This window comes from Methylobacterium platani (assembly GCF_001653715.1).
In the GTDB taxonomy this organism is placed as follows: Bacteria; Pseudomonadota; Alphaproteobacteria; order Rhizobiales; family Beijerinckiaceae; genus Methylobacterium; species Methylobacterium platani.
Map to the genome: position 1 here is coordinate 231,681 of NZ_LWHQ01000047.1, position 25,940 is coordinate 257,620.

At 71.7% G+C, this 25,940-nt stretch carries 25 protein-coding genes; 11 read left to right on the forward strand and 14 right to left on the reverse strand.

What is annotated here, in order from left to right; translation table 11 throughout:
* Positions 1 to 16: 16 nt before the first annotated feature.
* The 10 genes from A5481_RS23710 to A5481_RS23755 form a co-directional block, all read right to left on the reverse strand.
* On the reverse strand, positions 17 to 451 hold the full coding sequence (locus A5481_RS23710; protein ID WP_048433522.1) for a type II toxin-antitoxin system VapC family toxin: 435 nt from the start codon (positions 449 to 451) through the stop codon (positions 17 to 19).
* The gene (locus tag A5481_RS23715; RefSeq protein ID WP_048433523.1) at positions 448 to 687 is read right to left on the reverse strand and encodes a type II toxin-antitoxin system Phd/YefM family antitoxin; all 240 of its coding nucleotides are present in this window, start codon (positions 685 to 687) and stop codon (positions 448 to 450) included. The genes A5481_RS23710 and A5481_RS23715 overlap by 4 nt, the downstream gene beginning before the upstream one ends.
* A 327-nt stretch (positions 688 to 1,014) precedes the next feature.
* The gene (locus A5481_RS23720; RefSeq protein ID WP_048433524.1) at positions 1,015 to 2,760 is read right to left on the reverse strand and encodes an ABC transporter substrate-binding protein; all 1,746 of its coding nucleotides are present in this window, start codon (positions 2,758 to 2,760) and stop codon (positions 1,015 to 1,017) included.
* A gap of 72 nt (positions 2,761 to 2,832) precedes the next feature.
* Positions 2,833 to 3,114, reverse strand: a complete 282-nt coding sequence (locus A5481_RS23725; RefSeq protein ID WP_048433525.1) for a DUF2160 domain-containing protein — start codon at positions 3,112 to 3,114, stop codon at positions 2,833 to 2,835.
* 16 nt (positions 3,115 to 3,130) lie between these two features.
* A complete protein-coding gene (locus A5481_RS23730) occupies positions 3,131 to 3,928 on the reverse strand; it encodes a carbohydrate ABC transporter permease (RefSeq protein WP_048433526.1) in 798 nt (265 codons plus the stop codon).
* On the reverse strand, positions 3,928 to 4,902 hold the full coding sequence (locus A5481_RS23735) for a carbohydrate ABC transporter permease (RefSeq protein ID WP_048433527.1): 975 nt from the start codon (positions 4,900 to 4,902) through the stop codon (positions 3,928 to 3,930). The genes A5481_RS23730 and A5481_RS23735 overlap by 1 nt, the downstream gene beginning before the upstream one ends.
* A complete protein-coding gene (locus A5481_RS23740) occupies positions 4,899 to 5,984 on the reverse strand; it encodes an ABC transporter ATP-binding protein (protein WP_048433528.1) in 1,086 nt (361 codons plus the stop codon). The genes A5481_RS23735 and A5481_RS23740 overlap by 4 nt, the downstream gene beginning before the upstream one ends.
* A gap of 16 nt (positions 5,985 to 6,000) precedes the next feature.
* Positions 6,001 to 7,086 carry an ABC transporter ATP-binding protein gene (locus A5481_RS23745; protein WP_048433529.1) on the reverse strand — a complete coding sequence of 362 codons (1,086 nt, stop codon included), beginning with the start codon at positions 7,084 to 7,086 and terminating at the stop codon, positions 6,001 to 6,003.
* Positions 7,087 to 7,214: 128 nt separating this feature from the next.
* Positions 7,215 to 8,762: a glycerol-3-phosphate dehydrogenase gene (gene glpD, locus A5481_RS23750; protein WP_048433530.1), complete on the reverse strand. Its 1,548-nt coding sequence runs from the start codon at positions 8,760 to 8,762 to the stop codon at positions 7,215 to 7,217.
* 133 nt (positions 8,763 to 8,895) lie between these two features.
* Complete coding sequence (locus tag A5481_RS23755) at positions 8,896 to 9,711, reverse strand: DeoR/GlpR family DNA-binding transcription regulator (RefSeq protein ID WP_064504347.1); 816 nt, start codon at positions 9,709 to 9,711, stop codon at positions 8,896 to 8,898.
* A 98-nt stretch (positions 9,712 to 9,809) separates the two neighbouring features.
* Here A5481_RS23755 and A5481_RS23760 point away from each other — a divergent pair, with 98 nt between their 5' ends.
* Positions 9,810 to 10,037 (forward strand): type II toxin-antitoxin system RelE/ParE family toxin, encoded by a 228-nt coding sequence (locus A5481_RS23760; protein ID WP_064504360.1) that lies wholly within the window; start codon positions 9,810 to 9,812, stop codon positions 10,035 to 10,037.
* A gap of 28 nt (positions 10,038 to 10,065) precedes the next feature.
* On the opposite strand, the gene A5481_RS23765 is transcribed toward A5481_RS23760, so the two are convergent.
* Complete coding sequence (locus A5481_RS23765; protein WP_064504348.1) at positions 10,066 to 11,157, reverse strand: RHE_PE00001 family protein; 1,092 nt, start codon at positions 11,155 to 11,157, stop codon at positions 10,066 to 10,068.
* A gap of 233 nt (positions 11,158 to 11,390) precedes the next feature.
* On the opposite strand from A5481_RS23765, the gene A5481_RS23770 reads away from it, so the two are divergent.
* From A5481_RS23770 to A5481_RS23795, 6 genes are all read left to right on the forward strand, one after another.
* Complete coding sequence (locus A5481_RS23770; RefSeq protein WP_342447351.1) at positions 11,391 to 12,362, forward strand: glycosyltransferase family protein; 972 nt, start codon at positions 11,391 to 11,393, stop codon at positions 12,360 to 12,362.
* A complete protein-coding gene (locus A5481_RS23775) occupies positions 12,359 to 13,327 on the forward strand; it encodes a glycosyltransferase family 2 protein (protein ID WP_048435474.1) in 969 nt (322 codons plus the stop codon). The genes A5481_RS23770 and A5481_RS23775 overlap by 4 nt, the downstream gene beginning before the upstream one ends.
* 117 nt (positions 13,328 to 13,444) lie before the next feature.
* Positions 13,445 to 14,215 carry a glycosyltransferase family 2 protein gene (locus A5481_RS23780; protein WP_048435473.1) on the forward strand — a complete coding sequence of 257 codons (771 nt, stop codon included), beginning with the start codon at positions 13,445 to 13,447 and terminating at the stop codon, positions 14,213 to 14,215.
* Complete coding sequence (locus A5481_RS23785) at positions 14,215 to 14,931, forward strand: TVP38/TMEM64 family protein (RefSeq protein WP_053082475.1); 717 nt, start codon at positions 14,215 to 14,217, stop codon at positions 14,929 to 14,931. Before A5481_RS23780 ends, A5481_RS23785 begins: the two co-directional genes overlap by 1 nt.
* The gene (locus A5481_RS23790) at positions 14,928 to 16,346 is read left to right on the forward strand and encodes a DUF2142 domain-containing protein (protein ID WP_053082474.1); all 1,419 of its coding nucleotides are present in this window, start codon (positions 14,928 to 14,930) and stop codon (positions 16,344 to 16,346) included. Before A5481_RS23785 ends, A5481_RS23790 begins: the two co-directional genes overlap by 4 nt.
* 111 nt (positions 16,347 to 16,457) lie before the next feature.
* Positions 16,458 to 18,218, forward strand: a complete 1,761-nt coding sequence (locus A5481_RS23795; RefSeq protein WP_048435472.1) for an ABC transporter ATP-binding protein — start codon at positions 16,458 to 16,460, stop codon at positions 18,216 to 18,218.
* Between the two features lie 6 nt (positions 18,219 to 18,224).
* Here A5481_RS23795 and A5481_RS23800 read toward each other — a convergent pair whose 3' ends face one another.
* Both A5481_RS23800 and gcvA read right to left on the reverse strand, forming a co-directional pair.
* Positions 18,225 to 19,196: a C45 family autoproteolytic acyltransferase/hydrolase gene (locus A5481_RS23800; RefSeq protein ID WP_048435471.1), complete on the reverse strand. Its 972-nt coding sequence runs from the start codon at positions 19,194 to 19,196 to the stop codon at positions 18,225 to 18,227.
* Positions 19,197 to 19,323: 127 nt separating this feature from the next.
* Positions 19,324 to 20,205 carry a transcriptional regulator GcvA gene (gene gcvA / locus A5481_RS23805; protein WP_048435470.1) on the reverse strand — a complete coding sequence of 294 codons (882 nt, stop codon included), beginning with the start codon at positions 20,203 to 20,205 and terminating at the stop codon, positions 19,324 to 19,326.
* Between the two features lie 151 nt (positions 20,206 to 20,356).
* Between gcvA and A5481_RS23810 the strand changes: the two genes are divergently transcribed.
* The gene (locus A5481_RS23810; RefSeq protein ID WP_048435469.1) at positions 20,357 to 21,184 is read left to right on the forward strand and encodes an EamA family transporter; all 828 of its coding nucleotides are present in this window, start codon (positions 20,357 to 20,359) and stop codon (positions 21,182 to 21,184) included.
* A gap of 4 nt (positions 21,185 to 21,188) precedes the next feature.
* On the opposite strand, the gene A5481_RS23815 is transcribed toward A5481_RS23810, so the two are convergent.
* Complete coding sequence (locus tag A5481_RS23815) at positions 21,189 to 21,809, reverse strand: pyridoxamine 5'-phosphate oxidase family protein (protein ID WP_048435468.1); 621 nt, start codon at positions 21,807 to 21,809, stop codon at positions 21,189 to 21,191.
* A 337-nt stretch (positions 21,810 to 22,146) separates the two neighbouring features.
* Here A5481_RS23815 and repA point away from each other — a divergent pair, with 337 nt between their 5' ends.
* The 3 genes from repA to A5481_RS23830 all read left to right on the forward strand — a co-directional run bounded on the left by repA (position 22,147) and on the right by A5481_RS23830 (position 25,727).
* Complete coding sequence (repA, locus tag A5481_RS23820) at positions 22,147 to 23,367, forward strand: plasmid partitioning protein RepA (protein ID WP_048435467.1); 1,221 nt, start codon at positions 22,147 to 22,149, stop codon at positions 23,365 to 23,367.
* On the forward strand, positions 23,364 to 24,395 hold the full coding sequence (repB, locus tag A5481_RS23825) for a plasmid partitioning protein RepB (RefSeq protein WP_048435466.1): 1,032 nt from the start codon (positions 23,364 to 23,366) through the stop codon (positions 24,393 to 24,395). Before repA ends, repB begins: the two co-directional genes overlap by 4 nt.
* Before the next feature lie 198 nt (positions 24,396 to 24,593).
* Positions 24,594 to 25,727 carry a replication protein RepA gene (locus tag A5481_RS23830; RefSeq protein WP_048435476.1) on the forward strand — a complete coding sequence of 378 codons (1,134 nt, stop codon included), beginning with the start codon at positions 24,594 to 24,596 and terminating at the stop codon, positions 25,725 to 25,727.
* The last annotated feature ends 213 nt before the right edge of the window (positions 25,728 to 25,940 follow it).

The following is a 25,940-nucleotide window of genomic DNA, read 5'->3' on the forward strand; positions in this document are numbered from 1 at the left end:
TCTTTCGCGCGGCGCGTTAGAGGGGTGGCGGTTCCAGCGTGGCGAGGCCGAGCGTGTCGGCCGCCCGGCGGAGACGGGCATCGAAGGTGGCGAAGGGCAGGCCGGTGACCTGGAGCAGTGCGAGATGCAGGGCGTCGGGGCCGCGCACGCCGAGGGCGGCGTCCTGGACGATGGTGCGGGCGGAGGCAAGAATCTCGCTGGTGGTCGTGAGCGGACGAAGGCGGCGATCACACCAGGCATCGAACACGCCGTTGACCGTGCGGGCCTGCGCATCGTCGAGCACGCGCTCGCTCACCAAGCGCGAGAGTGCGGCGGAGAAGTCCAGGATGACGAGATCGGATACGATCGGATCGACGCGCGGTGCTCCGATCCAGGCTTCGACCCGGGCGCTCTGTGCCCCATCGACGAAGACAGGCATCAGGATGCTCGTATCGCAATAGACCGCGCTCACAGCCCCTCGTCCCGCATTCGCCGGATCAGGCTTGTCGAGTCGAACGGCTTGAGGGGCTTCACCCGGTTGGCGCGCAGGCGCTCGATCTCCTCCTTCGTCACCGAACGGGACTCGACCGGCTTAAGCTGGATCGGGTCCTCACCGAGGCGGGTGATGATGATTTCCTCGCCCGCGCACGCCCTGGCGAGAAGTTCGGGGAAGTGAGCCGTCGCGTCTTCCAACGTGTAGTAGGCCATGACGATCTCCTGCAGCGTCGGTCGTCAGGGTAGCGGAACCGGGAGTCCTGCGAAAAGCGGGGATACGCAAACAAACTTTTGGGAAAGGGACAATGGCGCGGGATCCCCTCTCCCGAGTGGGAGAGGGGTAGGGGTGAGGGTGCTACGGTCATAAGTCTGGCTCCGAACGTCCCGCTGCCAGCACGACGCTCAGCGCTTCACACTGAAGCGTGTCACCCTCACCCCCTACCCCTCTCCCACACGGGAGAGGGGGGATCCCGCGCCTCTTCTTCGACCCGGATGGTTCTGAGGGGGGAGCGGGGCGTTCAGGCCCCGCTCCCGCTCCGATCAACCGCGCTTCGGGGGCGAGGCCGGCCAGCTCTTGATCAGCGTGTCGTAGTCGATCGTCTCACCCTTCGGCTTCTCGTCGGCGAGCTTGCGCTGGGGGGCCAGCGTGCCGTCCTTCTTGGCCTGCTCGTACCAGTGCTCGGCCGAGGTCTTGGGGTTGAGCTTCGGGCCGCACTCGCCCTGGACCTTGGAGCGCTCCAGGCGCGCCATCACGTCGTCCTGGGCGTTGGCGAGCGCGTCCATCGCCGCCTGCGGGGTCTTGGCGCCCGAGGAGGCGTCGCCGATGTTCTGCCACCACAGCTGGGCGAGCTTGGGATAGTCCGGCACGTTCACGCCGGTCGGGGTCCACTGGGTGCGGGCCGGCGAGCGGTAGAACTCGACCAGCCCGCCGAGCTTCGGCGCCCGCTCGGTGAAGGACTTGTCCCAGATGTCGCTCTCACGGATGAAGGTGAGGCCGACATGGCTCTTCTTCAGGCTGACCGACTTCGAGACGATGAACTGCTGGTAGAGCCAGGCCGCCTTGCGGCGCTCGAGCGGCGTGGACTTCAGCAGGGTGAGCGAGCCGGCATCCTGGTAGCCGAGCTTCATGCCCTCCTTCCAGTACGGCCCGTGCGGCGAGGGCGCCATGCGCCACTTCGGCGTGCCGTCCTGGTTCATCACCGGGAGGCCGGGCTTGACCATGTCGGCCGTGAAGGCGGTGTACCAGAAGATCTGCTGGGCGACGTTGCCCTGGGACGGCACCGGGCCCGACTCCGAGAACGTCATGCCGGCGGCCTGGGGCGGGGCGAACTTCTTCAGCCAGTCGACGTACTTGGTGACGGCGTAGACCGCGGCCGGGCCGTTGGTGTCGCCGCCGCGCTCGATCGAGGAGCCGACCGGACGGCAGCCCTCGATGCGGATGCCCCACTCGTCGACCGGCTTGCCGTTCGGGATGCCCTTGTCGCCGTTGCCGGCCATCGACAGCCACGCATCGGTGAAGCGCCAGCCCAAGCTGGGGTCCTTCTTGCCGTAGTCCATGTGGCCATAGACCTTGACGCCGTCGACCTCCTTCACGTCATTGGTAAAGAAGTCGGCGATGTCCTCGTAGGCCGACCAGTTGACCGGCACGCCGAGCTCGTAGCCGTACTTGGCCTTGAACTTCGCCTTCAGATCGGGACGGGTGAACCAGTCGTAGCGGAACCAGTACAGGTTGGCGAACTGCTGGTCGGGCAGCTGGTAGAGCTTGTTGTCCGGGCCGGTGCCGAACGACTTGCCGATGAAGTCCTCGAGATCGAGGGTCGGCGAGGTGACGTCCTTGCCCTCGCCGGTCATGAAATCCGACAGGGCCACGGTCTGGCCGTAGCGGAAATGGGTGCCGACGAGGTCGGAATCGTTGATCCAGCCGTCGTAGATGTTCTTGCCCGACTGCATCTGGGTCTGGATCTTCTCGACCACGTCGCCCTCCTGCAGGAGGTCGTGGCGCACCTTGATCCCGGTGATCTCGGTGAAGGCCTTCGCCAGCGTGCGGGCCTCGTATTCGTGCGTGGTCAGCGTCTCGGAGACGAAGTTGATCTCCATGCCGGCGAAGGGCTTCGCCGCATCGACGAACCACTGCATCTCCTTGAGCTGGTCCTCCTTCGACAGGGTCGAGGGCTGGAACTCGGTGTCGACCCAGCGCTTGGCCTCTTCCATGCCGGCAAACGCCTGGCTGGCGGCGAGGCACAGGGCCAGCGCGCTCGCGGTTTTCAGCAATCCGTGGCGTTTCATCCTGGTGGTCCTCCCTCTGGTGGTGATCGGCCCGCCTGATGCCGGCTCATGCCGGACGTAGCGGCAGACCGGTTAAGCGAAGCGGAACATGACCGCCCCGTAAACGAGCGAGAGCGCGAGCGCCCATTCGAGGTTCGGGCCGACGAGGCCGAGCCAAGCGAGATTGATGAAGGCGGCGCCGACCAGCGTCAGGAACAGCCGGTCGCCCCGGGTGGTGGGGATCCGCAGGATCCCGACCTGCTCGGTCTCCGGGCGCCACACGGCGAGCGCGGTCATCAGGGCGAGCAGGCCGGCGATGACCGCGAAGAAGGTCGCGGTCTGCCAGGTCCAGGCCATCCAGGCGAAATCGAGCATCGGACAAGCTCCCCGATCACACCCGGCCGAGGGCGAAGCCCTTGGCGATGTAGTTGCGCACGAACCAGATCACGAGGGCGCCCGGCACGATGGTAAGGACGCCGGCCGCAGCCAAGAGGCCCCAATCCATGCCGGCGGCCGAGACCGTGCGGGTCATGGTGGCGGCGATGGGCTTGGCGTCGACCGAGGTGAGCGTACGCGCCAGAAGCAGCTCGACCCACGAGAACATGAAGCAGAAGAAGGCGGCGACGCCGATGCCCGACGCGATCAGCGGCATGAAGATCTTCACGAAGAAGCGCGGGAAGGAATAGCCGTCGATCGCCGCGGTCTCGTCGATCTCGCGCGGCACGCCCGACATGAAGCCTTCGAGAATCCACACCGCCAGCGGCACGTTGAACAGGCAGTGGGCCAGCGCCACCGCCCAGGGCGTGTCGAACAGGCCGACCGCCGAGTACAGGTTGAAGAACGGCAGCGCGAACACCGCCGGCGGCGCCATCCGGTTCGAGAGCAGCCAGAAGAACAGGTGCTTGTCGCCGATGAAGCTGTAGCGCGAGAAGGCGTAGGCCGCCGGGAGCGCGAGACCGATCGACAGGACCGTGTTGATCGCCACGTAGGACAGCGAGTTCAGGTAGCCGCCGTACCAGCTCGGATCGGTGAAGATCCGGATGTAGTTGTCGAACGTGATGGCATGCGGCCAGAGCGTCATGCTGGTGTTGATTTCCTGGTTGGTCTTCAGGCTCATGTTCACGAGCCAGTAGATCGGAACCATCAGGAACAGGAGGTAGAGCGTCATCACGACGTGGCGCGGGCGCATCAGGCGGCCCTCCGGTCGAGCGGGATGGTGGTGGCGGCGGGCAGGCTGCCGGCGGCATGCGCGTCGGCCGGGTCGGTGTCGGCCAGCACCGTGCGGTTGCCGGCGTCGACGTTGGTCATCACGGTGTAGAACACCCAGCAGACGCTGAGGATGATCAGGTTGTAGACCAGCGACATCGCCGCCGCGCGGCCGAGGTCGAACTGTCCCAGCGCCAGCTTGACGAGGTCGATCGACAGGAAGGTCGTGGCGTTGCCGGGCCCGCCGCCGGTGAGCACGAAGGGCTCGGTGTAGATCATGAACGAGTCCATGAAGCGCAGCAGCACGGCGATCAGCAGGACCCGGCGCATCTTCGGCAGCTGGATGGTGCGGAAGATCGCCCACTGGCTCGCCCCGTCGATGCGGGCGGCCTGGTAATAGGCGTCGGGGATCGACTTGAGACCCGCGTAGCACAGCAGCGCGACGAGGCTGGTCCAGTGCCAGACGTCCATGGTCACGATCGTGACCCAGGCGGCGAGCGCGGAGCCGGCGTAGTTGTAGTCGATGCCGAGATTGTTCAGGAACGCGCCGAGCAGGCCGATATCGGTGCGGGCGAAGACCTGCCAGATCGTGCCGACGACGTTCCACGGGATCAGGAGCGGCAGGGCCATCAGCACGAGGCAGAAGGCGACCGAGCGGCCCTCCCGCGGCATCGACAGCGCTACCGCGATGCCGAGCGGCACCTCGATCGCCAGGATGACGCCCGAGAACAGCAGGTTGCGCCACAGCGAATCGAAGAAGCGCTCGCCGAACTGGGTCGACGGGTCGAGCAGTTCCTGGAACCAGCCGAGGCCGTTCCAGAAGAACTGGTTGTTGCCGAACGTGTCCTGGAACGAGTAGTTGACCACCGTCATCAGCGGCAGCACCGCCGAGAAGGCGACGACGGCGAAGACCGGCAGGACGAGGAGCCAGGCCTTCTGGTTGACGGTCTTGGTCATGCGGCCTCTCCGGGCACCAGGGCGCCGTCGGCGTAGATGTGGATCTGGCGCGGATCGAGGGTCAGCGCCGCCTCGGTGCCGTCGAGGCTCTGGCCCTCCGCCACCGTGGCGACGAGGGGGCGGCCCCCCAGTTCGACCCGGGCGAGGCGCTGGCGGCCGATATCGTCGATGCGCTTCACCTGGACGGGGAGGCCGAGGCCCTTCGGCGCGAGGTGGACGTATTCCGGCCGCACCCCCAACTCGATCCGCTTCCCCCTCGGCAGGTCCCGGTAGTGGCGGGTGAGCGGGATGGCGTGGCCCTCGATGGTCGCGGTCGCGCCCTGCACGTCGGCGGGGAGCAGGTTCATGCCCGGCGAGCCGATGAAGTGGCCGACGAAGGTGTGGGCCGGGCGCTCGAACAATTCGTCCGGCGTGCCGGTCTGCACCACCGCGCCGTCATGCATCACCACCACGGTGTCGGCGAAGGTCAGCGCCTCGGTCTGGTCGTGGGTGACGTAGATCATCGTCAGGTCGAGCTTGCGGTGAAGCTCCTTCAAGGTCGAGCGCAGCTGCCATTTCAGGTGCGGATCGATGACGGTGAGCGGCTCGTCGAACAGGATCGCGGCCACGTCCGGGCGCACGAGGCCCCGGCCGAGCGAGATCTTCTGCTTCATGTCCGCCGTCAGGTTGTTGGCGCGGCGGTCGAGCACCCGGGTGAGGTCGAGGAGGCCGGCGATCTCCTCGACCCGCGACCGGATGGTGGCCGGCGCCACGCGCCGGTTCTTCAACGGGAAGGCCAGGTTCTCCCGCACCGTCATGGTGTCGTAGACGACCGGGAACTGGAACACCTGGGCGATGTTGCGCCCCTCGGTCGGCACCGTGGTGACGTCGCGGTCGTCGAACAGGATGCGGCCGCGGGTCGGGACCACGAGCCCCGAGATGATGTTGAGCAGCGTGGACTTGCCGCAGCCCGACGGCCCGAGCAGCGCGTAGGCGCCGCCCTGGCGCCAGACGTGGTCGATTTCCTTCAGCGCGTAATCCTGCGGGCCCTTCGGGTCCGGGCCGTAGGCGTGGGCGAGATGGTCGAGGGTGATGCGGGCCATGGATCCCCTCTCCTCTTCAGGCCGCCGCCGGCAGGTCGAGGGCGGCGGTGCGGCCGCTTTCGTCGAACACCAGGGCGTGGCGGGGGTCGAGATAGGCGGTCACCGCCGTGCCGGGCTCCAGGCGACGGACGCCGGCCACCAGCGCGATCAGGCGGCTCTCGCCGGCATCGACGTGAACGTAGCTCTCCGAGCCGGTGATCTCGGCGACCGAGACGGTGGCGGGCAGCGCGATCGCCTCGCCCGGCAGGGGATCGAGGGCGAGGTGGTGGGCGCGAAAGCCGATCGTGTAGGCCCCGTCCGGCACGGTCGCCAGCGTCCCGGTCGCCCGGACCTGGCCGCCGGTCGGCAAGGTGATCCGGCCGCCGGCCTTGACGACGCCGAGGGTGTTGAGCGGCGGGTCGGAGAAGACCTTGGCGGTGATGAGATCCTGGGGCCGGCGATAGACGTCCGGCGTCGGGCCGACCTGCGTGACGCGGCCCTGGTGCAGGGTGGCGGTGCGCCCGCCGAGCATCAAGGCTTCCGCCGGCTCGGTGGTGGCGTAGACGAAGATCGCGCCGGTGGCGGCGAAGATGCGCGGCAGTTCCTCGCGCAGTTCCTCGCGCAGCTTGTAGTCGAGGTTCGCCAGCGGCTCGTCCATCAGCACGAGGTCGGCGCGCTTGCAGAGCGCCCGGGCGATGGCGGTGCGCTGCTGCTGGCCGCCCGAGAGTTCGAGGGGCTTGCGCTTCAGGTAGGGGGTGAGCCGGAGAAGCCCCGCCGCCTCCTGCACCCGCGCCTCGATCTCACCCTTCGCGACACCGGCGACCCGCATCGGCGAGGCGATGTTCTCGTAGACCGAGAGCGAGGGGTAGTTGATGAACTGCTGGTAGACCATCGCGACGTTGCGGCGCTGCACCGGCAGCCCGGTCACGTCCCGGCCGTCGGCGACGATCCGGCCCTCGCTCGGCGCCTCGAGCCCGGCCATCAGGCGCATCAAGGTGGTCTTGCCGGCGAGCGTCTGGCCGAGCAGCACGTTGAGCGAGCCCTTCGGCAGGGCGAGGCTGACGTCGCGGATATGCGTCTCGGGGCCGACCCGCTTGGTGACGTTCTCCAGGATCAGGGTCATGGCGCCCTCCCGTCTCTTCCAGAGCATTTTCCGACGAAGTGGATACCGGTTCGTCGCAGAAAATGCGTCAAAATCGAAAACCTAGAGAGCTTCGCGATTGCAACGCGATCGTGAAGCTCTCTAGAGGGTCAGGCCGCGGTGGAGGCGGCGGCGGCGCGGCGCATGTGGTCGTCGAGGGCGGCGGCCTCGGCGGGGGTGACCCTAAGGCCGAGCTTCGAGCGGCGCCAGAGCACGTCGTCGGCGGTGACCGCCCATTCCCGGCGCATCAGGTGGGTCACCTCGCGCTCGGTCAGGTCGGCCCCGAACACCCGACCGAGATCGGCCATGGAGCGGGCGCCGCTCAGGATCTCGCGGGCATCGGTGCCGTAGGCCCGCACCAGCCGGGCGACCAGCGCCTCCGGCACGCCCGGATGCTTGCGCGCGAGCCCGGCCACGACCTCGTCGTAGCTCTCCTTCGGGAAGTTGCCGCCCGGCAGCACCGCGCCTGACGTCCAGGGCGCTTTGGCCGCCGCCGGCAGGTGGTCCTTCAGGCGCTCGAGCGCCGATTCGGCGAGGCGCCGATAGGTGGTGATCTTGCCGCCGAACACCGAGAGCATCGCCGGCTGGCCTTCCGGCGCGTCGAGGGTCAGCACGTAGTCGCGGGTGGCTTCCTGCGCCTTCGAGGCGCCGTCGTCGTAGAGCGGGCGCACGCCGGAATAGGTCCACACCACCTCGTCGCGGGTGACCGGATCGCGAAAATACTCGCTCGCGGCGGCGCAGAGATAGGCGATCTCCTCCTCGCTCGCCTTCACGTCGGCGGGGTCGCCGGTGTAGTCGCGGTCGGTGGTGCCGATCAGGGTGAAGTCGCGCTCGTAGGGGATCGCGAAGATGATGCGCTGGTCGGCGTTCTGGAAGATGTAGGCGCGGTCGTGCTGGAACAGGCGCTTCACCACGATGTGGCTGCCCTGGACGAGGCGCACGCCCTCGGTGGAATTCGCCCGCGCCACGCCGGTGAGCACGTTCGCCACCCAGGGACCGGCGGCGTTGACGAGAGTGCGGGCCCGCACCGTATCGCGGGCGCCGGTCGCGCGGTCCTCGGCGGTGATCTCCCACAGCCCGTCGGCGCGGGCGACGGTGACGACCCGGGTGCGGGTGCGGATCATCGCGCCGCGTTCGGCGGCGTCGCGGGCGTTCAGCACGACGAGGCGCGAATCCTCGACCCAGCAATCCGAATATTCGAAAGCCCGGCGAAAGCCGGGTTTCAGCGGCTCGCCGGCGGGATCGCGGGTGAGGTCGAGGGTGCGGGTGCCGGGCAGGCGCTTGCGGCCGCCGAGGTTGTCGTAGAGCAGGAGGCCGAGGCGCAGGAGCCAGCCGGGCCTGAGGCCCGCATGGTGCGGCAGCACGAAGCGCAGGGGCCAGACGATGTGGGGCGCCATGCCCCACAGCACCTCGCGCTCCATCAGGGCTTCGCGGACGAGGCGGAACTCGTAATGCTCCAGGTAGCGCAGGCCGCCGTGGATCAGCTTGGTCGAGGTCGAGGAGGTGCCGCTGGCGAGGTCGTTCTGCTCGAACAGCACCACCGAGGCGCCGCGGCCGACCGCGTCGCGGGCGATGCCGCAGCCGTTGATGCCGCCGCCGATCACCGCGAGGTCGAACACCCCGCGCTCGTCGCCGGGCTGCTGACGCCTGGGGCCCAAGGCCACCTCCCTGTCGGAGCCTTTCGGCTCTTTCGTTTGCATCCTGCCGCGAATCTAGCCGCGGCGAACCGCTGACGCAAGCGAAACCGAAAACGACGAGGCGCGAACGAAAGTCTGGGATTTTCGGTTTCGGCTACGCCGCGGCGTCGGGGGTCTCGTGCGCGCTCGGCTCCGCCCCGGCCTCGACCAGATCGACGCGGTGCTCGGCGCACATCTCGCGCAGGGCGCCGGAGGGCAGCGCGTCGGTGACGAAGTAGTCGAGCTCGCGCAGGTGGCCGACCCGGATCGGCGCCGAGCGCTCGAGCTTCAGCTTGTCGGCGACCAGGATCACCCGGCGGGCATTCTCGATGATGGCGCGGGCGACCCTGACCTCGCGGTAGTCGAAATCGAGCAGCGTGCCGTCCTCGTCGATCGCCGAGGCGCCGATCACCGCGTAATCGACCTTGAACTGGTTGATGAAATCGACCGCCGCCGAGCCGATCACCGCCCCGTCGGCCCGCCGCACCGGCCCGCCGGCGACGATCAGGCTCATCTTCGGATGGCGGTAGAGCAGGGTCGCGACGTTGAGGTTGTTGGTGATGACCAGAAGGTCCTCGTGGTCGCCGAGCGCGCGCGCCACCTCCTCGGTGGTGGTGCCGATGTTGATGAACAGGGACGCGCTGTTGGGGATCAGCCTGGCTGCCGCCTCGCCGATCGCCCGCTTCTCGCCGTGGGCGACGAGGCGGCGCGCCTCGTAGGAGACGTTCTCGACGCCCGAGGCCACCACGGCGCCGCCGTGGATGCGCGACAGGAGCCGGCTGTCGCACAGCTCGTTCAGGTCCTTGCGGATCGTCTGCGGCGTCACCTCGAACCGCGCCGCCAGCTCCTCGACGCTGACCCGCCCGTGCAGGCGGGCGAGGGCGAGGATGTCCTGCTGGCGCTGGGAAACCTGGTCGATCACGACGCGCATGCCTTGTTCTTGCCCGCGGGGGCGCTTCTTGCCCGCGAAGGCTGCGGGGGCGGGCATTGTCGGGGCAAGCGGGGGCGGGCGCAATCGGGGTGGTGTGGATGGTGCGGGGCGGCGCGCAGGCCGACCGCGATGTTCGGACCATCGCGGACGGCTTTGACCGCTTGGCCGGCGGCACGGCGAAAGGCTGCAGCGCCGACGATATCCGTCCCGGCTGTTTCAAGGTCGTGATCGGTTCACACGTCGTCCTCCACCGAAACCGTGCCGGCGACGTGATCGAGATCGTGCGCATCCTGCATCAGCGAATGGATGCCGATCGCCACTTGTGAAGCGGCCGCGAGCGCGGGCGCGATCCCCTCACACGATCCCCCACGCCCGATACCGCCGCCGCTCCGTCAGTTCCCGCGGCCGGGCGGGGCCCAGTTCCGCCAGCATCCCCTCCACCGCCTGCGGGGTGACCGCGAGCGCCCGGGCGGCGCTCGCCACGGTGACGAGGGGGGCGCCGACGAACAGGTCGACGAGCTGCGGCAGCCGGGAGGTCCGGCGCCGGCCGGCGCAGGCGCGCAGCATTACCTCGCGGGCGAGCGTGAGCCGGTCGAGGTCGCGCCCGAGGGTGCGGGCGGAGGCCTCGATCGCTCCGAGGAGCCCGGTCAGGCGCTCGGCCAGCGGCAGCGCCCGCGACCAGCGCGCCCGGCTCTCGCGCAGGCCCAGCGACAGGGCCGGCAGGTGGGATCCGGCCTTGCCCCGGGCCCGCAGCAGGGCGGCCGCCGCCAGCGGCCCGCGATGGCCCTGGCGCGGGGCCGGATCGAGCACCAGCCAGGCATCGAGCGCGACGGCGGCAGCCAGCAGAGCCGGCAGGTCGCGGGCGTCGTCGATGACGCGCCGCCAGGCGGCGGCCGGATCGCCGCCGGGATCGCCCCGCCGGATCGGCGTGCCCGCCTCGTAGCCGGCGAGGGTGCGGCGGGTGCGGGCGAGCAGCCGGTCGATGGCGGCGAAGGCCGGGTCGGCCGCCTCTCCCGACGCTCCCACCAGGACATCGTCGTCGTCGCGCTCGTCCTCGTCCTCCTCCGCCTCAAGGCCGGTCGGCTCGGGCCCGGCGAGCAGGGTCCAGCCGGCGGCGGAGAAGGCCCAGCCCGGGGACGCGGCGGCGAGGCGGCGGCGGTCGGCGAGCACGGCGACGGCGCGGCCGAGCGCCAGGGTCGGCCGGCGCACGTCCATCGCCGCCTCGTGCAGCACCAGGTCCTCCAGGGCGACGAGCTCGCCGTCGAGATGCAGGGCGGCCTGGGCGTCGAACAGGTGGGCCCGCGCCCGGGCGCCGTCGGCGAGCACCGGGTCGGCCCGGGCGAGACGCTCGTCGAGGCGCACCAGCCCGTCGGTGGCGGTCTCCAGGGGGTCGGCGAGGCGCCGCCACGCGGCGGGCAGGTGGAGCGCGTCGAGATCGTAAGCCATTGCGGCGGCACGATACGGTATTTCACGTCCAAGGAAACCGCGGTTTGTCTTGGGCGATACCGGACCCGTCATCCACCCACAGGCAGGGTCGGCGACCAGGATCGCCGGCTTGACGTGGGCAATCGTCCCACATAGGTCGGACGGCGTGCGGCGGACGGTCCCGCCGCAATTTCGCTGTCCGGCTGGGCCATGGACCCGCCCGACCCCACAGCCCACCGGCGACGAGGCCCCTCGTGACCCACCCCGACGCCGCGCAGGACGATGGCGTGCGCCAGCCTCCCGCCGAGGCGATCCTGCCGGCCTCCTCCGCCCGCCCCTCGCCGGTCGCCGTCGGCATCACGGTGTTCCGGCCGACGCCCGGGCAGGTCGCGTCCCTGCGCGCCCGGGTCGAGGCGGAGCCGCGCCTGACGATCGTGTTCGACAATGGCGGCCTGCCGGCGGAGGACGCGGCCCACCTCGCCGCGCGCGGCGCCCTAGTCCTGTCGGCGGGGCGCAACATCGGGATCGGCGGCGCCCTCGACGCGATCGCCCGGGCGGCGTCCGGGGCCGGGGCCGCGCAGGTGCTGCTCCTCGACCAGGACGCGGCGTTCACCCCCGCGCAGGTCTCGGAGCTGGAGGCGGCGCTGGCGCGCCTGACGACCTTGAGCCTGCCGCCGGCTCTGGTCGGCCCCCGGCCGGAGGCCGCGCCGGGCGCCAAGGCCCCGGCCTATCCGCGCCGGCCGGAGATCCCGGATTACGGCTCCCTCGTGCCGGTCGAGTTCCTGGCCACCTCCGGCTCGCTCCTCGACCTCGCGGCCTATGCCCGGATCGGCCCGTTCCGGAGCGACTTCTTCATCGACGGCGTCGACCTCGAATGGGGGTTTCGCGCCTGGGCCCGGGGCTACGGCTGCTGGATGGAGACGCGGACCGCCCTCCCCCACCGGGTCGGGGCCGGGACGATCCGCTCGCGACTTTTGGGAATCGCGATGCCGCGCCAGCCGCTGTTCCGGATGACGGCGTACCTGCGCAACAGCGTCTATGCCTGGCGGCTGCCGCACGTGCCCGGGCGCTGGCGCCGGCGCCAGGCCGCCTACCTGCCGCTCCAGGCCCTGCTCTACTGGGCCGATTCGGGCTATCGCCCCCGCGTGCTGGCGCTTCTCGCCGGCGCCGTGCTCGACGGCCTGCGCGGCCGGCTCGGGCGGCCGAAGGGATTGCCGAGCGAATGACGACGACCGCCGATCCGACTCCCGCCCTCGACGTGGTGATCGTCAACTGGAACGGCGGCGCGCTGCTGCGGGCCTGCCTCGCCAGCCTGGCGGCGGCGGAAGGCGTCCTCGGCGACGCCCTGCCGCTCCGGGTCGTCGTGGTCGACAACGCCTCGACCGACGGCTCGCTGCGCGACCTGCCGCGCCTGCGCCACGGACCGGAGACGATCGCCAACCCGGACAACCGGGGCTTCGGCCGGGCCTGCAATGCCGGGGCGGCGCGGGGCCTTGCCCCCGCGATCCTGTTCCTCAACCCCGATGCGCGGGTGACGCCCGAGAGCCTCGCCGGCGCCGTCGCGGCCCTGACGGCGGATCCCGGCACCGGCATCGTCGGGGCGCAGCTCCTCGACGAGGCGGGGGCGGTGCAGCGCTCCTGCGCCCGGCGGCCGACCGCCCGCTCGCTCCTCGGCCAGGCGCTGCTCCTCGACCGGGCGCGGCTGGTGCCGACCCACTTCATGACCGAGTGGGACCACGCCGAGGACCGGGCGGTCGACCAGGTGATGGGCGCCTTCCTGATGATCCGCCGGTCGCTGTTCACCGATCTCGGCGGCTTCGACGAGCGCTTCTTCGTCTATTACGAGGATGTCGACCTGTGCGCGCGCGCCCGCGACGCGGGCTTCTCGGTGCGCCACCTCGCCGGCATCAGCGTGCTGCACGAGGGCCAGGGCACGACGCGGGCGGCCAGGGCGCACCGGCTGGCCTGCTTCCTCGAGAGCCAGATCCGCTACGCCGCCAAGCATCACGGCCGGGCGACGGCGCTCGCCCTGGTGGCGACCGCCTTCGGCGCGCAGGTGCCGTTGCGGCTCGCCCAGGCGCTGGCGCGGCGCTCGGGCCGCGAGGCCGGCGAGGTCCTGCGCGGGGCGGGCCTGCTCGCCCGGGCGCTGCCCGGCCTCGTGCGGGCGATCGGGGCGCCGGTGCCGCGATGACCGCCCTCCCCTCCGGTTTTCAGGCCACATCCCGCGGATAAACGCACGGGGGGCCAGTCCCCGCACTGGCCCCCCGGCGCATGCCTGCCTAGACGAAGAAAACATCTCGGACTCTCCATGCTGCACGGGAAGAAGATCGCCGTCGTCCTGCCGGCCTACAACGCCGCCGCCACCCTGCGGCGCACCTATGCCGAGATCCCGCTCGACGTCGTCGACGACGTGATCCTGGTCGACGATGCCAGCCGCGACGACACCGTGGCGGTGGCCGACGAGCTCGGCCTGACGACGATCCGGCACGCCCGCAATTGCGGCTACGGCGGCAACCAGAAGACGTGCTACCGCACCGCGCTCGCCCGCGGCGCCGACATCGTGGTGATGCTCCACCCCGACTACCAGTACGCCCCGCGCCTCGTCACCGCGATGGCCTCGATGATCGTCTCGGGCGAGTACGACGCGGTGCTGGCCTCGCGCATCCTCGGCAAGGGCGCGCTCGTCGGCGGCATGCCGCTCTACAAGTACGTCGCCAATCGCGGCCTCACCTTCGTGCAGAACCTGCTGATGGGCCAGAAGCTGTCGGAGTACCACAGCGGCTACCGCGCCTGGAGCCGCACGGTGCTGGAGGGCTTGCCCCTCGACCGCTGCTCGGACGACTTCGTGTTCGACAACCAGATGCTGGCCCAGGCGATGGACGCCGATTACCGCATCGGCGAGATCTCCTGCCCGACGCGCTACTTCCCCGAGGCCTCCTCGATCAACTTCCGCCGCAGCGTCGTCTACGGCCTCGGCGTGCTGAAGACCTCGCTCGCCTACCGGCTGCACCGCTGGGGCCTCAGGGCCGACCCGCTGTTCGGCCCGGAGGCCCCGGGCGCCGTGCGGGTGCGGCCGTGATGCGCCGCCGCGCCCTCCTCGCCGGCCTCGCGGCCGGTCTCGCGCTCCTGGCGGCCCTGCCCTTCGGGCTCGGCCTCCTGTCGCCCGGCACGCCGGGGCAGGTCGTCGCCTGGCTGTCGGCCCTGTGCGAGCGCCAGGGCGCCGCCGGGCCGGCCGTGCTGGTCGCGGCCCAGGCGCTGATCGCGGCGAGCGGCGTGCTGCCGGCCTCGCTGCTCGGCATCGCCGCCGGCACGCTGCTCGGCACCGGCCCGGGCTTCGCGGCCGCCGCCGCCGGCACGATGGCGGGGGCGCTCCTGAGCTTCGGAATCGGGCGGGCGCTGCTGCGCGGGCGCCGGCCCGGCTTCCTGTCGGGCAGGCGCTTCGCCGCCCTCGACCGCTCGGTGACGGCGGAGGGCTGGCGCCTCGTCTGCCTGATGCGGCTCTCGCCGGTGATGCCCTTCGCCCCGACGAGCTACGCGCTCAGCCTCAGCAGCGTGCGCCTCGTCGATTACTGCCTCGGCACGCTCGCGGCCCTGCCGGCGCTCCTCGCCTACGTGATGCTCGGCGCGCTCGGGCGCACGGCGCTCGCGGGCGAGGCCGAGTGGCTGCGCGGCGGCGTCCTCGTCCTGGGGCTCGGCGCCACCCTGCTGCTGCTGCGCAAGCTGAAGCGCCTCGCCGCCGCCGCCGCCCCCGAGACGGCGCTGCCGGCGCAGGGCGCGCTCCGGGGCGAGTCGTGACCGGCCGCCTCGACCGGGCCGGGCCGGGCCCCTGGCTCGCGGCCTTCGCGCTCCTCGGCCTGCCGCTCTGCCTGATCCTGGCCGTCCTCGTGCCCCTCGGCCAGGTGGCGGACGAATCCGCCCACCTGCTGCGGGCGGTGGCCCTCCTCGACGGCCAGGCGGTCGGCCACCGCGAGACCGTGACCTATTCCGACGGCGTCGCCCGGCCGGCCGCCGGCGTCACCGTCGATCCGGCCTGGGAGGCGGTGGGCCGCGGCCGGCCGCCGGCACCCGACAAGGTTCCGGTGCCGGATCCGATGCCGGCGCCCGGCCGCACGGCCTTCCTGCCGCTCTACACCATCGGCACCTACTTCCCGGGCTTCTACGTCCCGGCCGCCCTCGGTCTCGGTGCCGCGCGGGCCCTGGGCCTGGGCCACGCCGAGGCCGCGCTCCTCGGGCGGCTCGCCGACGTGGCGGCCTACGGCGCGCTCGGCCTCGCCGCCCTGGCGCTGGCGCGGCGCGGCCGGGCGCTGCTGTTCGGGGTCCTGGTGCTGCCGATGAGCCTGTCGCTCGCCGCGTCGTTCAACCAGGACGGCCTGATGATCGCCACCTGCGCGCTCGCCGCCGCGCTCCTCACCGGCGAGGAGCGGTGGCGCCGGCGCCTCGCCGCGCTCCTCGTCGCCCTGGTGGTGCTGGCCAAGCCCCCCTATGCGGCGATCGCCGCGATGCTGCTGGTGCCGCTGCCGCCGCGCTTCTGGACGAACGCGGTGTTCTGGCGCCGCGTCGCGGTCGCCGTGCTGGCGGTGCTGCCGGGCGTCGTCTGGATCCTCTACGTGACGACCCGGATCGCCACGCCGGTGCCGCGCCTCGCCTACGAGGCCGGCCCGCTCTGGACCGGCCCGCGCCCGGCGCAGTTCCTCGGCACCGACACGCTGGCGCAGGCCCGGATCCTCCTCGACCGGCCCGCCCTTCTTCTCACCCTGCCGGCGCAGTGCCTGTTCGCCGCCAAGCGCGCCCTGACGCTCGCCGCCGGGGCGATCGGCATCTTCGGCTGGATCGACAGGCCGCTGCCGGCCGCGGTCTACGCCGCCTGGGGCGCCGGGCTGGTCGGGCTCGTCCTGCTCTGCGGGCGGAGCCTGCGGCTGCGCCGGGCCGACCTCGCGCTGCTCGGCACCGCGGCGCTCGTCACCGCCTGGCTCGTCGCCCTGTCGCAGTACCTGTCGTGGACCGGGGTCGGCGAGGCCCGGATCGACGGCCCGCAGGGGCGCTACTTCCTCCCCCTGGTCCCGATGCTCGTCCTCGCCGTCGCGCCGCGGCCCGACGCCTCGTCGCGCCCCGAAGCGGCGACCGGGTTGCGCTGGGCCCTCCTCGTCGGTACCGCGGTGGCGGCCCTCGACCTCGTGGTGGTGCCGCTCGCGACCGCGCGGATGTTCTGAGGCGGGGCGCGCCGGGATCGCGGGCCGGCCGATTCGCGGGCCGGATGGCGCGGGACAGGACCGCATGCCCCCTCCCCTCCCCCGTAAGCCCATGCCCACGAGCCCGACGCCATGCGCGCCCTGATCGACCTCCTCCGCGCCATGACCCCGCGCGAGCGCCGCCGCGCCGGGCTGATCGGGGCCGGGCTCGCGCTCGCGGCGCTGCTCGAGGTGATCGGCGTCGCCTCGGTGGTGCCGTTCCTGACGCTGGTCGGCGATCCGGGAGCGGCGGCGCGGATCCCGGCGCTGGCCGCGATCCGCGACGGGCTCAGCCTCGCCGACGACCGCTCCTTCCTGATCGTCGTCGGGCTCGGCGCGCTCACGGCGATCCTCGTCACCTCCTGCGTCAATGCCGGGCTCACCTACGTCCAGCTGCGCTTCAGCCACGCCGTCGGCTACGGCTTCGCCCGCCGCCTCCTGTTCCGCACCATCGACCGCGAGCGGCTGTTCTTCGCCACCGCCAACAGCGCCGAGCTCGCCAAGACGATCCTGAGCGAGACCGACCGCCTCGTCGTCGGGGTGCTGACGCCGGCCACCGTCATCGCCTCGCGGGCGACCTCGGCGCTCGCCGTCATCGCGTTCCTGCTCGTCGTTTCGCCGCGCCTGGCGCTGATCCTCGGCGCCGGCTTCGGCGGGCTCTATGTCGGCATCTTCCTGCTGGTGCGGGCGCGGCTCGCCCGCATCGGCGCGCGGGCCGTGGCCGGCAACGAGGCCCGCTTCCGGGTGGTGCACGAGACCCTCGGCGGCCTGACCGAGCTGAAGCTCTACGGCCGGGCGGACCGCTTCGCGAGCCGGTTCGAGGCGCCGGCCCGCGCCTACGCGCAGGCCAGCGCCGAGAGCCTGCTCACCGGGCAGCTGCCGCGCTTCGTCATCGAGGCGCTGGCCTTCGGCGGCGTCATCGTGGTGGTGCTGTTCGCCCTCTCGCAGGGGCTCGACACCGCCGGCATCCTGCCGCTGCTCGGCCTGTTCGCCTTCGCGGGCTACCGGATGCTGCCGGCGTTCCAGAACGTGTTCAACGCGCTGTCCCTGCTGCGCTTCTACCTGCCGGCGGTGCGGCTCGTGGTCGACGGCCTCGACGGCGAGCGTCCCCTCCCCCCCCGCGGCCCCGGGCGGCTGCCGTTCCGGGACGCCATCCGCCTCGACGGCGTCGGGTTCGACTACGAGCCCGGCCGCCCGGCGCTCGAGGGCATCACCCTGGCGATCCCCGCCCACGCCACGGTCGGCCTCGTCGGCCGCACCGGCTCGGGCAAGTCGACCCTGATCGGCCTGATCCTCGGCTTCCTCCAGCCCACAACCGGCCGCATCGCGGTCGACGGCGTCGCCCTCGATCCCGCCACCCTGCCGGCCTGGCAGAACCGCATCGGCTACGTGCCGCAGGACATCTTCCTGATCGACGGCACCGTCGCCGAGAACGTCGCCTTCGGGCTCGACGCGATCGACGACGCAGCCGTGGAGCGGGCGGCGCGACTCGCCGGCGCGCACGACTTCGTCGCCGGCCTGCCGGAGGGCTACGCCACCCGCGTCGGCGAGCGCGGCGCCCGGCTCTCGGGCGGCCAGCGCCAGCGCATCGGCATCGCCCGGGCGCTCTACCACGACCCCGACGTGATCGTGTTCGACGAGGCGACCTCCGCCCTCGACGACGAGACCGAGGGCGTGGTGATGCGGGCGGTGCAGGGGCTGGCCGGCACCCGCACGCTGATCATGATCGCCCACCGCCTCAGCAGCCTCGCGGGGGCCGACACCGTGCACGTGCTGGAGGGCGGCCGGATCGTCGCCTCGGGCCCGCCCGGGCAGGTGCTGCCGCAGGTGGCGCGGAACGGGGAGCCGGGCTGACGGGCTTCAGGCGGACGGTTCGAGTGCACCGTAATCGTGGGTGTAGGTGCCGGCCGCGAACCGCGCGAAGCTCTGGCTCCAGCGCCGGCCGGGCCAGAGGTAGTCGACCCGGCCCGCCGCCGGCCGGTACACCGCCGTGTAGGCCGTGGTGAAGGCGGCCTTGCGCGAATGGAGCGGCGGCGCGAAGAACCGCGCCGTCAGTGTGTCCAGGGTGGTCGACGGATCGTCCAGGGCGTCGTCGAGCACGCGCTGGCGCAAGGCCGAGCCGGAGGCGGGCGAGGCCCGCTCCTGGTGGTTGGTGCAGGTCCTGTTCGAGGTCACCGCCGCCTCGCGCCGCGGGCCGAGGAAGACCGTGGCGTGCGCGCCGGTCCGGTCGAGGAGCGTGACGTTGTGGAGCTGCACCGGCGGCAGGCCGCGCAACGCCTCGACCGCCTCGGCGACCGAGCCGCAGGTCTCCAGCACGTAGCGCAGCATCATGATGATGGCGAAGCCCTCGCCCCGCCGGGCGATGCCGCCGAGCGTGCAGCTGGCCACCAGCCCGTCGTCGTTCATCCCGTCGAGGCAGCCGCCCCAGGGCCGCTGCCCCATGCCGATCACCCGCCGGCCCGACCACGCCGTGAGCTCGATGCGACCGGTGATGACGTGGAGCGGAAAATCGTAGTTGCGCACCAGCGCCGGGCCGTCCTCGCCCAGCCAGACCGCCTGGCTGCAGCCCTGCCGGTGCGCGGCCGGGCGGTAGTGGCTGAGGATGCGGTGCGCGAGGTCGTCGTCCCCGACCATCCCGCAGGCCGCGTCGTAATGCGGGACGAGCTCGGGCATGTGGCGCAGGAGGGCGGCGCGGCACTCGGCGGCGGAGGGCAGAGTGGGCGCCCCGTCCCCGAGATACCACCGCGCGGCCTCCTCCCGCCCCTCCCGGAAGCGCGCGAGCCAGTCCGGGCCAGGGCGGTCCTCGCGCTCGGCGGTGAAGGTCTTCTGCATCCGCAGGAGTGTAGCGGCAACGCCTTCGGTCCGGCCACCGGGTCCCCGGGCGGTGCGTGGTCGCGGGCCGGGGATGGGCGACGCCCCGGCGACCGGTCGCGGTCGATTCCCCGTCCTCGCACCGCCCTCACCCGGCCCCCTCCCCGGCGATCCAGGACAGGAACGCCGCGACCGGCTCCTCCGTCTCCCGCCCCTCGCGCACGTAGGCGCAGTAGCGCCGGGCCGGCAGGCGCGGCCCCGCGAACGGCGCGACGAGGCGGCCCCGGGCGAGGTCGTCGGCGATCAGCGCCGTCGGTCCCATGGCCAGCCCGATCCCGTCGAGGGCGGCCTGGAGCGTCAGGTAGAAATGGTCGAGGGTCAGGCCCGCGGCGGGTTCGAGCCCGGCCGCGCCCGCCGCGGCGAGCCAGTCGTCCCACAGCCGCGGCAGGCTCGCCGTGTGCAGCAGCGTGTGGTGCCGCAGGTCGTCCGGGTCCCGCAGCGGGAGCCGGTCGCGGAGGCCGGGGCTGCAGACCGGCAGCCGCTCCTCGGACAGGAACGGCCGTACCGTGGTGCCGTAGAAGGAATCCGGCCCGCCCCGGATGACGACGTCGCCGGGCGAGGCCAGGGCTTCGAGGGGCTGGTTCGAGGTCTCGAGCCGGACCCGGAGCGCGGGATGGGCGGCGTGGAAGCGTGCCAGCCGCGGCACCAGCCAGCGCAGGGCGAAGGTCGCGGGCGCGTTGACCCGCAGCACGCTCCCCGCATCGTGGCCGTACTGCGCCGTCGCGGCGGCGATCCGGTCGAGGGCCGGGCCGATCTCGGCGAGGTAGGCGCGGGCGGCGGGCGTGAGGACGACGCGCCGGTTGTGGCGCTCGAACGCCTTCACCCGCAGCCACTCCTCGAGCAGGCGTACCTGCTGGCTGACGGCGCCGTGCGTCACCCCGAGCTCGTCGGCCGCCGCCTTGAAGCTGCCGAGGCGGGCCGCCGCCTCGAAGGCGCGCAGGGCGTTCAGGGGAGGCAGGGCGCGCCGCATGCGGGGGGACCTCGCGGTCAGGTGAGTTTTCCTGCCGGATTCATCCTGAACAAATGGTTTGTCGGGGCGGATCGCAAGAGGCACCCTGACCCGGGATCGAGACGGGCCGCGAGGCGGTCCGTGATGCCCCCTCCCCGTCCGGGACGCCCGCATGACCCCCCTTCTCTTCGCCGCCGTGACCGGGGCGGCGATCCTCCATGCCGGCTGGAACGCGGTCCTGCGTGGCGGCAGCGACCGGCTGTGGTCGATGACCCTGATGATGATCGCGGTGGCCCTCGTCACCGGGGCGGCGGCCTTGGTCCTGCCCTGGCCGAACGCGGCGAGCCTCCCCTACGTGATCGCCTCGGCGCTGATCCATGCCGGCTACAACCTGTCCCTGGTGCGAACCTACCGCACCGGCGATCTCGGCCAGACCTACCCGATCTCCCGCGGCTCCTCGCCGGTCCTCGTCTCCCTCGGCGCGATGGCCTTCGCGCACGAGGCGGTCACCCCCGTCTCCGCGTTCGGGATCGCGCTGGTCTCGGGCGGGATCGTGTCGCTGGCCTTCCAGGGCCGGGCGCTGCGGGCCGGCACCCTGCCGGCGGCGCTGACCACCGGCGTCCTGATCGGCGCCTACACGGTGGTGGACGGGATCGGCGTCCGGCTCGCGGGCGACAGCCTCGCTTATGCCAACGCCATGTTCCTGCTGTGGAGCGTGACGATGCCGCCGCTCTTCCTCGTGCTGCGCGGACGGCCGCCCGCCTATACCGGCCGCGAGACCGCGATGGCGCTCGCCGGCGGCGTGGTCTCGATCCTGGCCTACGGCATCGTCATCTGGGCGATGCGCTCCGGCGCGATGGGCGTGGTCTCGGCGTTGCGCGAGACCAGCGTGGTCTACGCCGCGCTCATCGGCCGGGTCTTCCTCAAGGAGCGGCTCAGCCCGCACCGGGCCGCCGCCTGCCTGGCGATCGCCGCCGGCGCGGCCTGCCTCGCGGCGTGATCCGTCACCACATCGTCTGCCGCGCCCGCTCGGCCCAGGTGCCGTCGTAGGTCTCGCCGCCGACGCGGCCGTCGCTGAGTTCGGCCAGGATCTGCCCGGGGGTCGGCAGCGTCCCCGGGTCGACCTGGGCCTCGGCCCGCCACAGGCCGGAGCGGATCAGTGCGCGGGCGCATTGGAAGTAGACCTCGCCGACCCGGATCACCATCACGGTGCGGGGCGCCTTGCCCTCGACCGCGAAGGAGGCGCACAGGTCCGCATCGTCCTCGATCGCCGCGCGACCGTTGACCCGCAGCGCGTTGCCGATGCCGGGGATCAGGAACATCAGCCCGACCCGCGGATCGCGCACGACGTTGCGCAGGCTGTCGATCCGGTTGTTGCCGCGGCGGTCGGGCAGGAGCAGCGTGCGCGGATCGGCGACGCGCACGAAGCCCGGGCGGTCGCCGCGCGGCGAGCAATCGAGCCCCTCCGGGCCGCTCGTCGCCAGGGCCGCGAAGGGCGCGGCGTCGATGAAGCGCCGGTAATGCGGCGTGATGTGGTCGGTCACCTTCGCGGTCGAGGCTTCGCCGACCGCCCCGAACGCGCCGTAGACGCGCTCCAGGTCCGCGACCGTCTCCAGGATTGCCATCGCGTCGTCTCCGCTGCCGGTTGACCGGATTCCTAGGCGATCGGTGCGGCGGGGACCATCGCGAAGATCGTGCATCGGCGCGGGGCGGCCGCGCGGAGGGCGCTCCTTCGGATCCTGTTGCCACCTGGCAACCTGCTGCCCGGAACCCGTCCGCCCGGATCCGGCGGAGCGGTCCGTCCCGGTGGCTTCGCCGAACGCGAGCGTGACGGTTGCCAGCTGGCAACGCCGAGCCCGGGACCCGATGGTTAATCGTCGTTAACCAAAAACCGTTTGCCTCCCGACGGCCACGCTGGCATCGTCTTACGGAATTTATCCGTGATGCGCTCAAGAGCCGTAAATGCCCGATCAGCCGCAGGAGCAGGCGAGAGCCGCAGCCTCCGCCCGACCCTCGATCACCCGGATCATCGCCGATGACGGCGGCGCCCTGTCGAACGAGCTGAACGCGCTCCGCCGCACGCTCTTCCCGCCGGCCTCGCACAAGCTGCTGCGCTCGTTCTCCTCTGGCGAGGCGGCGAAGCTGATCGGGGTGGCGGACGGCTACCTGCGCCAGCTCTCGCTGGCCAGCAAGGGCCCGCAGCCGGAGATCGGCCCGGGCGGCCGGCGCTCCTACACGCTCGGGCAGATCAACGAGTTGCGCCACCTGCTCGACGACGGCCCGAAGGCGAAGGGCTACGTCCCGCATCGCACCGGGACTGAGCATTGCCAGGTGCTCGCCGTCGTCAACTTCAAGGGCGGGTCGGGCAAGACCACCACGGCGGCCCACCTCGCCCAGTACCTGGCCTTGCGCGGCTACCGGGTGCTCGCCGTCGACCTCGACCCGCAAGCCTCGCTGACCGCGCTGCACGGCTACCAGCCGGAATTCGACGTCGGCCCCAACCAGACCCTCTACGCCGCGATCCGCCACGACGACGAGCAGAAGCCCCTCGCCGAGGTGGTGCGCAAGACCTACTTCCCGGGCCTCGACCTCGTGCCCGGCAACCTCGAGCTGATGGAGTTCGAGCACGATACCCCGCGCGTGCTCGCCGACCGCAACGCCGAGCCGTTCTTCGGCCGCATCGCCACGGCGCTCGGCAGCGTCGCCGACGATTACGACGTGATGATCCTCGACTGCCCGCCGCAGCTCGGCTTCCTGACGCTCGGCGCGCTCTGCGCTGCCACCGCCATGCTGGTGACGGTGCATCCGCAGATGCTCGACGTGATGTCGATGTGCCAGTTCCTGCTGATGGCCTCCGACCTGCTCGGGGTCGTGCAGGAGGCGGGCGCCGACCTCGATTACGACTTCCTGCGCTACGTCGTGACCCGCTACGAGCCCTCCGACGCGCCGCAGACCCAGATGGTCGGCTTTATGCGCTCGCTGTTCCGCGAGCGGGTGCTGACCCACCTGATGCTGAAATCCACTGCCGTCTCCGATGCCGGGCTGTCGAAGCAGACCCTGTACGAGATCGGCCGCGAGAGCTTCACCCGCGCCACCTACGACCGGGCGATCGAGGCGCTCGACGGGGTGAACGGCGAGATCGAGGCCCTGATGCACCGCGCCTGGGGGCGCGTGCCGGCATGAAGCGCAAGGACGCCCTCCGCGCCGCGCTCGGCGCCCGCTCGCACGAGCCGCCCCCCGAGTTGCCAGCTGGCAACCCGGTCGAACCGGCGGACGCTCTCCCCGAGGCGCCGCGTCCGCTGGTGCGCTCCGGCGCCGTCGGCGCGATGGGGCGCAGCCTCGGGCGCATCGCCAGCGCGGCGGCGGAGGCCCGCGCCATGGTCGCCTCCGGCGACCGGGTGGTGGAGATCGAGCCGGCGCTGATCGACGGTTCCTTCGTCAAGGACCGGCTGTCGGGCGATCCGCAGGAGCACGCCGCCTTCGTGGCGCTGATCCGCGAGCGCGGCCAGCAGGTGCCGATCCTGGTGCGGCCGCACCCGACCGAACCGGGCCGCTACCAGGTCGCATACGGCCATCGCCGCCTGCGCGCCGTGGCCGAGCTCGGCCGGCCGGTGCGGGCGGTGGTCAAGACGCTGACCGACGAGGACCTCGTCGTGGCGCAGGGCCAGGAGAACTCGGCCCGGGCCGATCTCAGCTACATCGAGCGGGCGCTGTTCGCGATCGCGCTGGAGGATCGCGGCTTCGACCGCGCCACCATCATGGCGGCGCTCGCGGTGGAGAAGACCCAGCTGTCGCGCCTGATCGGCATCGGCCGGGCGGTGCCGGACGCCATCGTGGCGGCGATCGGCCCGGCGCCCAAGGCCGGGCGGCCGCGCTGGACCGCGCTCGTCGAGGCGCTGGGCCGGGACGGGGCAGGGGAGGCGGCAACCCGCATCCTGGCGGCACCCGACTTCTCGCAGCTATCCTCCGACGACCGCTTCGCCCGGCTGCTCTCCGGCCTGACCGCGCCGGCGCCGCGGCCGGCCCCTGCGCCGGCCGTCTGGACCAATCTCGGCGGACGGCCGGTGGTGCGGATCGAGCGCGACCCGCAGCGGACCCAGCTCACCATCGACGACCGGCTCGAACCGGACTTCGCCGCCTATCTTATCCAGAGTCTTCCACAGCTCTACGCCGCGTTCGCCGAGTCGAAGACCCGCGACGAGACCGATTAAGGTTCGGTCCCTACCTGGGCCGGCGGGACGAAGACTCGCCGGTTAGACACACAGATTCACAGGAATCTGGCACTCTGCTTCGGGAATCGACCGGACTCGACTCTGCCGATTCGGGTTTCGCGCGTTAGGACTCCACCAAACAGAGTCACGACGCGCGCCGGGCCGGCCCGCGTCCCCGTGCGGAGCCCTTTGGTGGAGATGACGAACCCGCCGCAACCCACCCTCGAGCCGGTCGAGGGCGTGCGCGACGACGACCTCGTCGAGATCGTCGAGAAGGCGCGGGGCAGCGTCGCCTACAAGGCGACGCTCGCCTTCGTACGCGCCAGCCAGGCCAAGCGCGACGCCGAGATCGAGGCGCGCGAGAAGCTGGTGGTGCTCAAGGCCGAGGCCGAGGCCGAGCGCGCCCGGCTGCCGCGCAACGCGCGGCGCCGCGACATGGTCCGCGAGGTGATCGAGAACGAACCGGCGGCCCCCGAGAACATCCAGCACATCCACTCGGTGCTGGCGCTCTGCGGCCTGCCGTATCGCGAGCCGAAGGGCGTCACCAACGTCTCGCGCGAATACGGCCGCAACACCCTCGCGATCAATGCCGGCCGGCTCATCAACCCGTCGACCGGCGAGATGGAGATGCAGGGGCTGCCCTACGGCCCGAAGGCGCGGCTCCTCCTGCTGCATCTCTGCACGGAGGCCGTGCGCCAGCGCAGCCCCAAGGTCGAGGTGGCGCAGAGCATGTCGGGCTTCATCCGCGACATGGGCTTCCCGGTCACCGGCGGCGAGCGCGGCACGCTCAAGCAGTTCAAGGAGCAGCTCAACCGCCTCGCCGCCTGCTCGATGCAGATCGGCCTGTGGGACGGCACCCGCGCCTCGACCCTCAACGTGCCGCCGTTCCGGCAGATGGACGTGTGGCTGCCGCTGCACAACCACCCGGACCAGGGCCTGCTCTGGTCCTCGACCATCACCTTCCACCGCGAGTTCTACGACAACCTGATCCAGCACGCCCTGCCGGTCGACATCCGGGCCGCCCGCGCCTTCGCCGGCTCGGCGCGCAAGCTCGACCTGCTGTTCTGGGTCGGCTACCGGCTGTCGCGGCTCGAGCGGCCTTTGCGCCTGACCTGGGACAACCTCTACAAGCAGTTCGGCAGCGAGAACGGCTCGATCCGCTCGTTCCGCCAGGAATTCCGCAAGGACGTCGCCCACCTCACCGAGGTGTTTCCGCGCCTGCGCCTGACCCTCGACGACGGCGGCATGCAGCTGCTCCCCTCCGATCCGAAGGACCTGCTGGTGCCCCCGAAGGCGGCGCTCGCGAATAAGCGAGCCCGGGCAAGGGCTTGATTCCGCCGACTTCCCTACGAGGGGAGGGGGCGGGCAGCGGAACGCATGCGGGCGGCTGCGACGCCGCCATGCTTGGTACGACTGGATATAGGATTGTTTTCTTTTCGTCGGCTGCATCTCCGGTCACGGACCGTCCGTTCCGGACCGTGAAGGCCATGGACGATGTTTTTCGATCCTCGGCCCCATCCTGAAAACGGCTGGCACCTCGAGCCT

Excerpts from the sequence above, each read along its gene's own strand:
- A5481_RS23810 (WP_048435469.1), top strand. The coding sequence starts at position 20,357 with ATGACCCCCCTTCTCTTCGCCGCCGTGACCGGGGCGGCGATCCTCCAT.
- A5481_RS23720 (WP_048433524.1), bottom strand. The coding sequence starts at position 2,760 with ATGAAACGCCACGGATTGCTGAAAACCGCGAGCGCGCTGGCCCTGTGC.
- A5481_RS23830 (WP_048435476.1), top strand. The coding sequence starts at position 24,594 with ATGACGAACCCGCCGCAACCCACCCTCGAGCCGGTCGAGGGCGTGCGC.
- A5481_RS23815 (WP_048435468.1), bottom strand. The coding sequence starts at position 21,809 with ATGGCAATCCTGGAGACGGTCGCGGACCTGGAGCGCGTCTACGGCGCG.
- A5481_RS23780 (WP_048435473.1), top strand. The coding sequence starts at position 13,445 with ATGCTGCACGGGAAGAAGATCGCCGTCGTCCTGCCGGCCTACAACGCC.
- A5481_RS23795 (WP_048435472.1), top strand. The coding sequence starts at position 16,458 with ATGCGCGCCCTGATCGACCTCCTCCGCGCCATGACCCCGCGCGAGCGC.
- A5481_RS23735 (WP_048433527.1), bottom strand. The coding sequence starts at position 4,902 with ATGACCAAGACCGTCAACCAGAAGGCCTGGCTCCTCGTCCTGCCGGTC.
- A5481_RS23730 (WP_048433526.1), bottom strand. The coding sequence starts at position 3,928 with ATGCGCCCGCGCCACGTCGTGATGACGCTCTACCTCCTGTTCCTGATG.
- A5481_RS23765 (WP_064504348.1), bottom strand. The coding sequence starts at position 11,157 with ATGGCTTACGATCTCGACGCGCTCCACCTGCCCGCCGCGTGGCGGCGC.
- A5481_RS23775 (WP_048435474.1), top strand. The coding sequence starts at position 12,359 with ATGACGACGACCGCCGATCCGACTCCCGCCCTCGACGTGGTGATCGTC.
- A5481_RS23800 (WP_048435471.1), bottom strand. The coding sequence starts at position 19,196 with ATGCAGAAGACCTTCACCGCCGAGCGCGAGGACCGCCCTGGCCCGGAC.
- A5481_RS23745 (WP_048433529.1), bottom strand. The coding sequence starts at position 7,086 with ATGACCCTGATCCTGGAGAACGTCACCAAGCGGGTCGGCCCCGAGACG.
- A5481_RS23715 (WP_048433523.1), bottom strand. The coding sequence starts at position 687 with ATGGCCTACTACACGTTGGAAGACGCGACGGCTCACTTCCCCGAACTT.
- A5481_RS23725 (WP_048433525.1), bottom strand. The coding sequence starts at position 3,114 with ATGCTCGATTTCGCCTGGATGGCCTGGACCTGGCAGACCGCGACCTTC.
- gcvA (WP_048435470.1), bottom strand. The coding sequence starts at position 20,205 with ATGCGGCGCGCCCTGCCTCCCCTGAACGCCCTGCGCGCCTTCGAGGCG.
- A5481_RS23760 (WP_064504360.1), top strand. The coding sequence starts at position 9,810 with ATGGTGCGGGGCGGCGCGCAGGCCGACCGCGATGTTCGGACCATCGCG.
- A5481_RS23785 (WP_053082475.1), top strand. The coding sequence starts at position 14,215 with ATGCGCCGCCGCGCCCTCCTCGCCGGCCTCGCGGCCGGTCTCGCGCTC.
- A5481_RS23755 (WP_064504347.1), bottom strand. The coding sequence starts at position 9,711 with ATGCGCGTCGTGATCGACCAGGTTTCCCAGCGCCAGCAGGACATCCTC.
- repA (WP_048435467.1), top strand. The coding sequence starts at position 22,147 with ATGCCCGATCAGCCGCAGGAGCAGGCGAGAGCCGCAGCCTCCGCCCGA.
- repB (WP_048435466.1), top strand. The coding sequence starts at position 23,364 with ATGAAGCGCAAGGACGCCCTCCGCGCCGCGCTCGGCGCCCGCTCGCAC.
- A5481_RS23740 (WP_048433528.1), bottom strand. The coding sequence starts at position 5,984 with ATGGCCCGCATCACCCTCGACCATCTCGCCCACGCCTACGGCCCGGAC.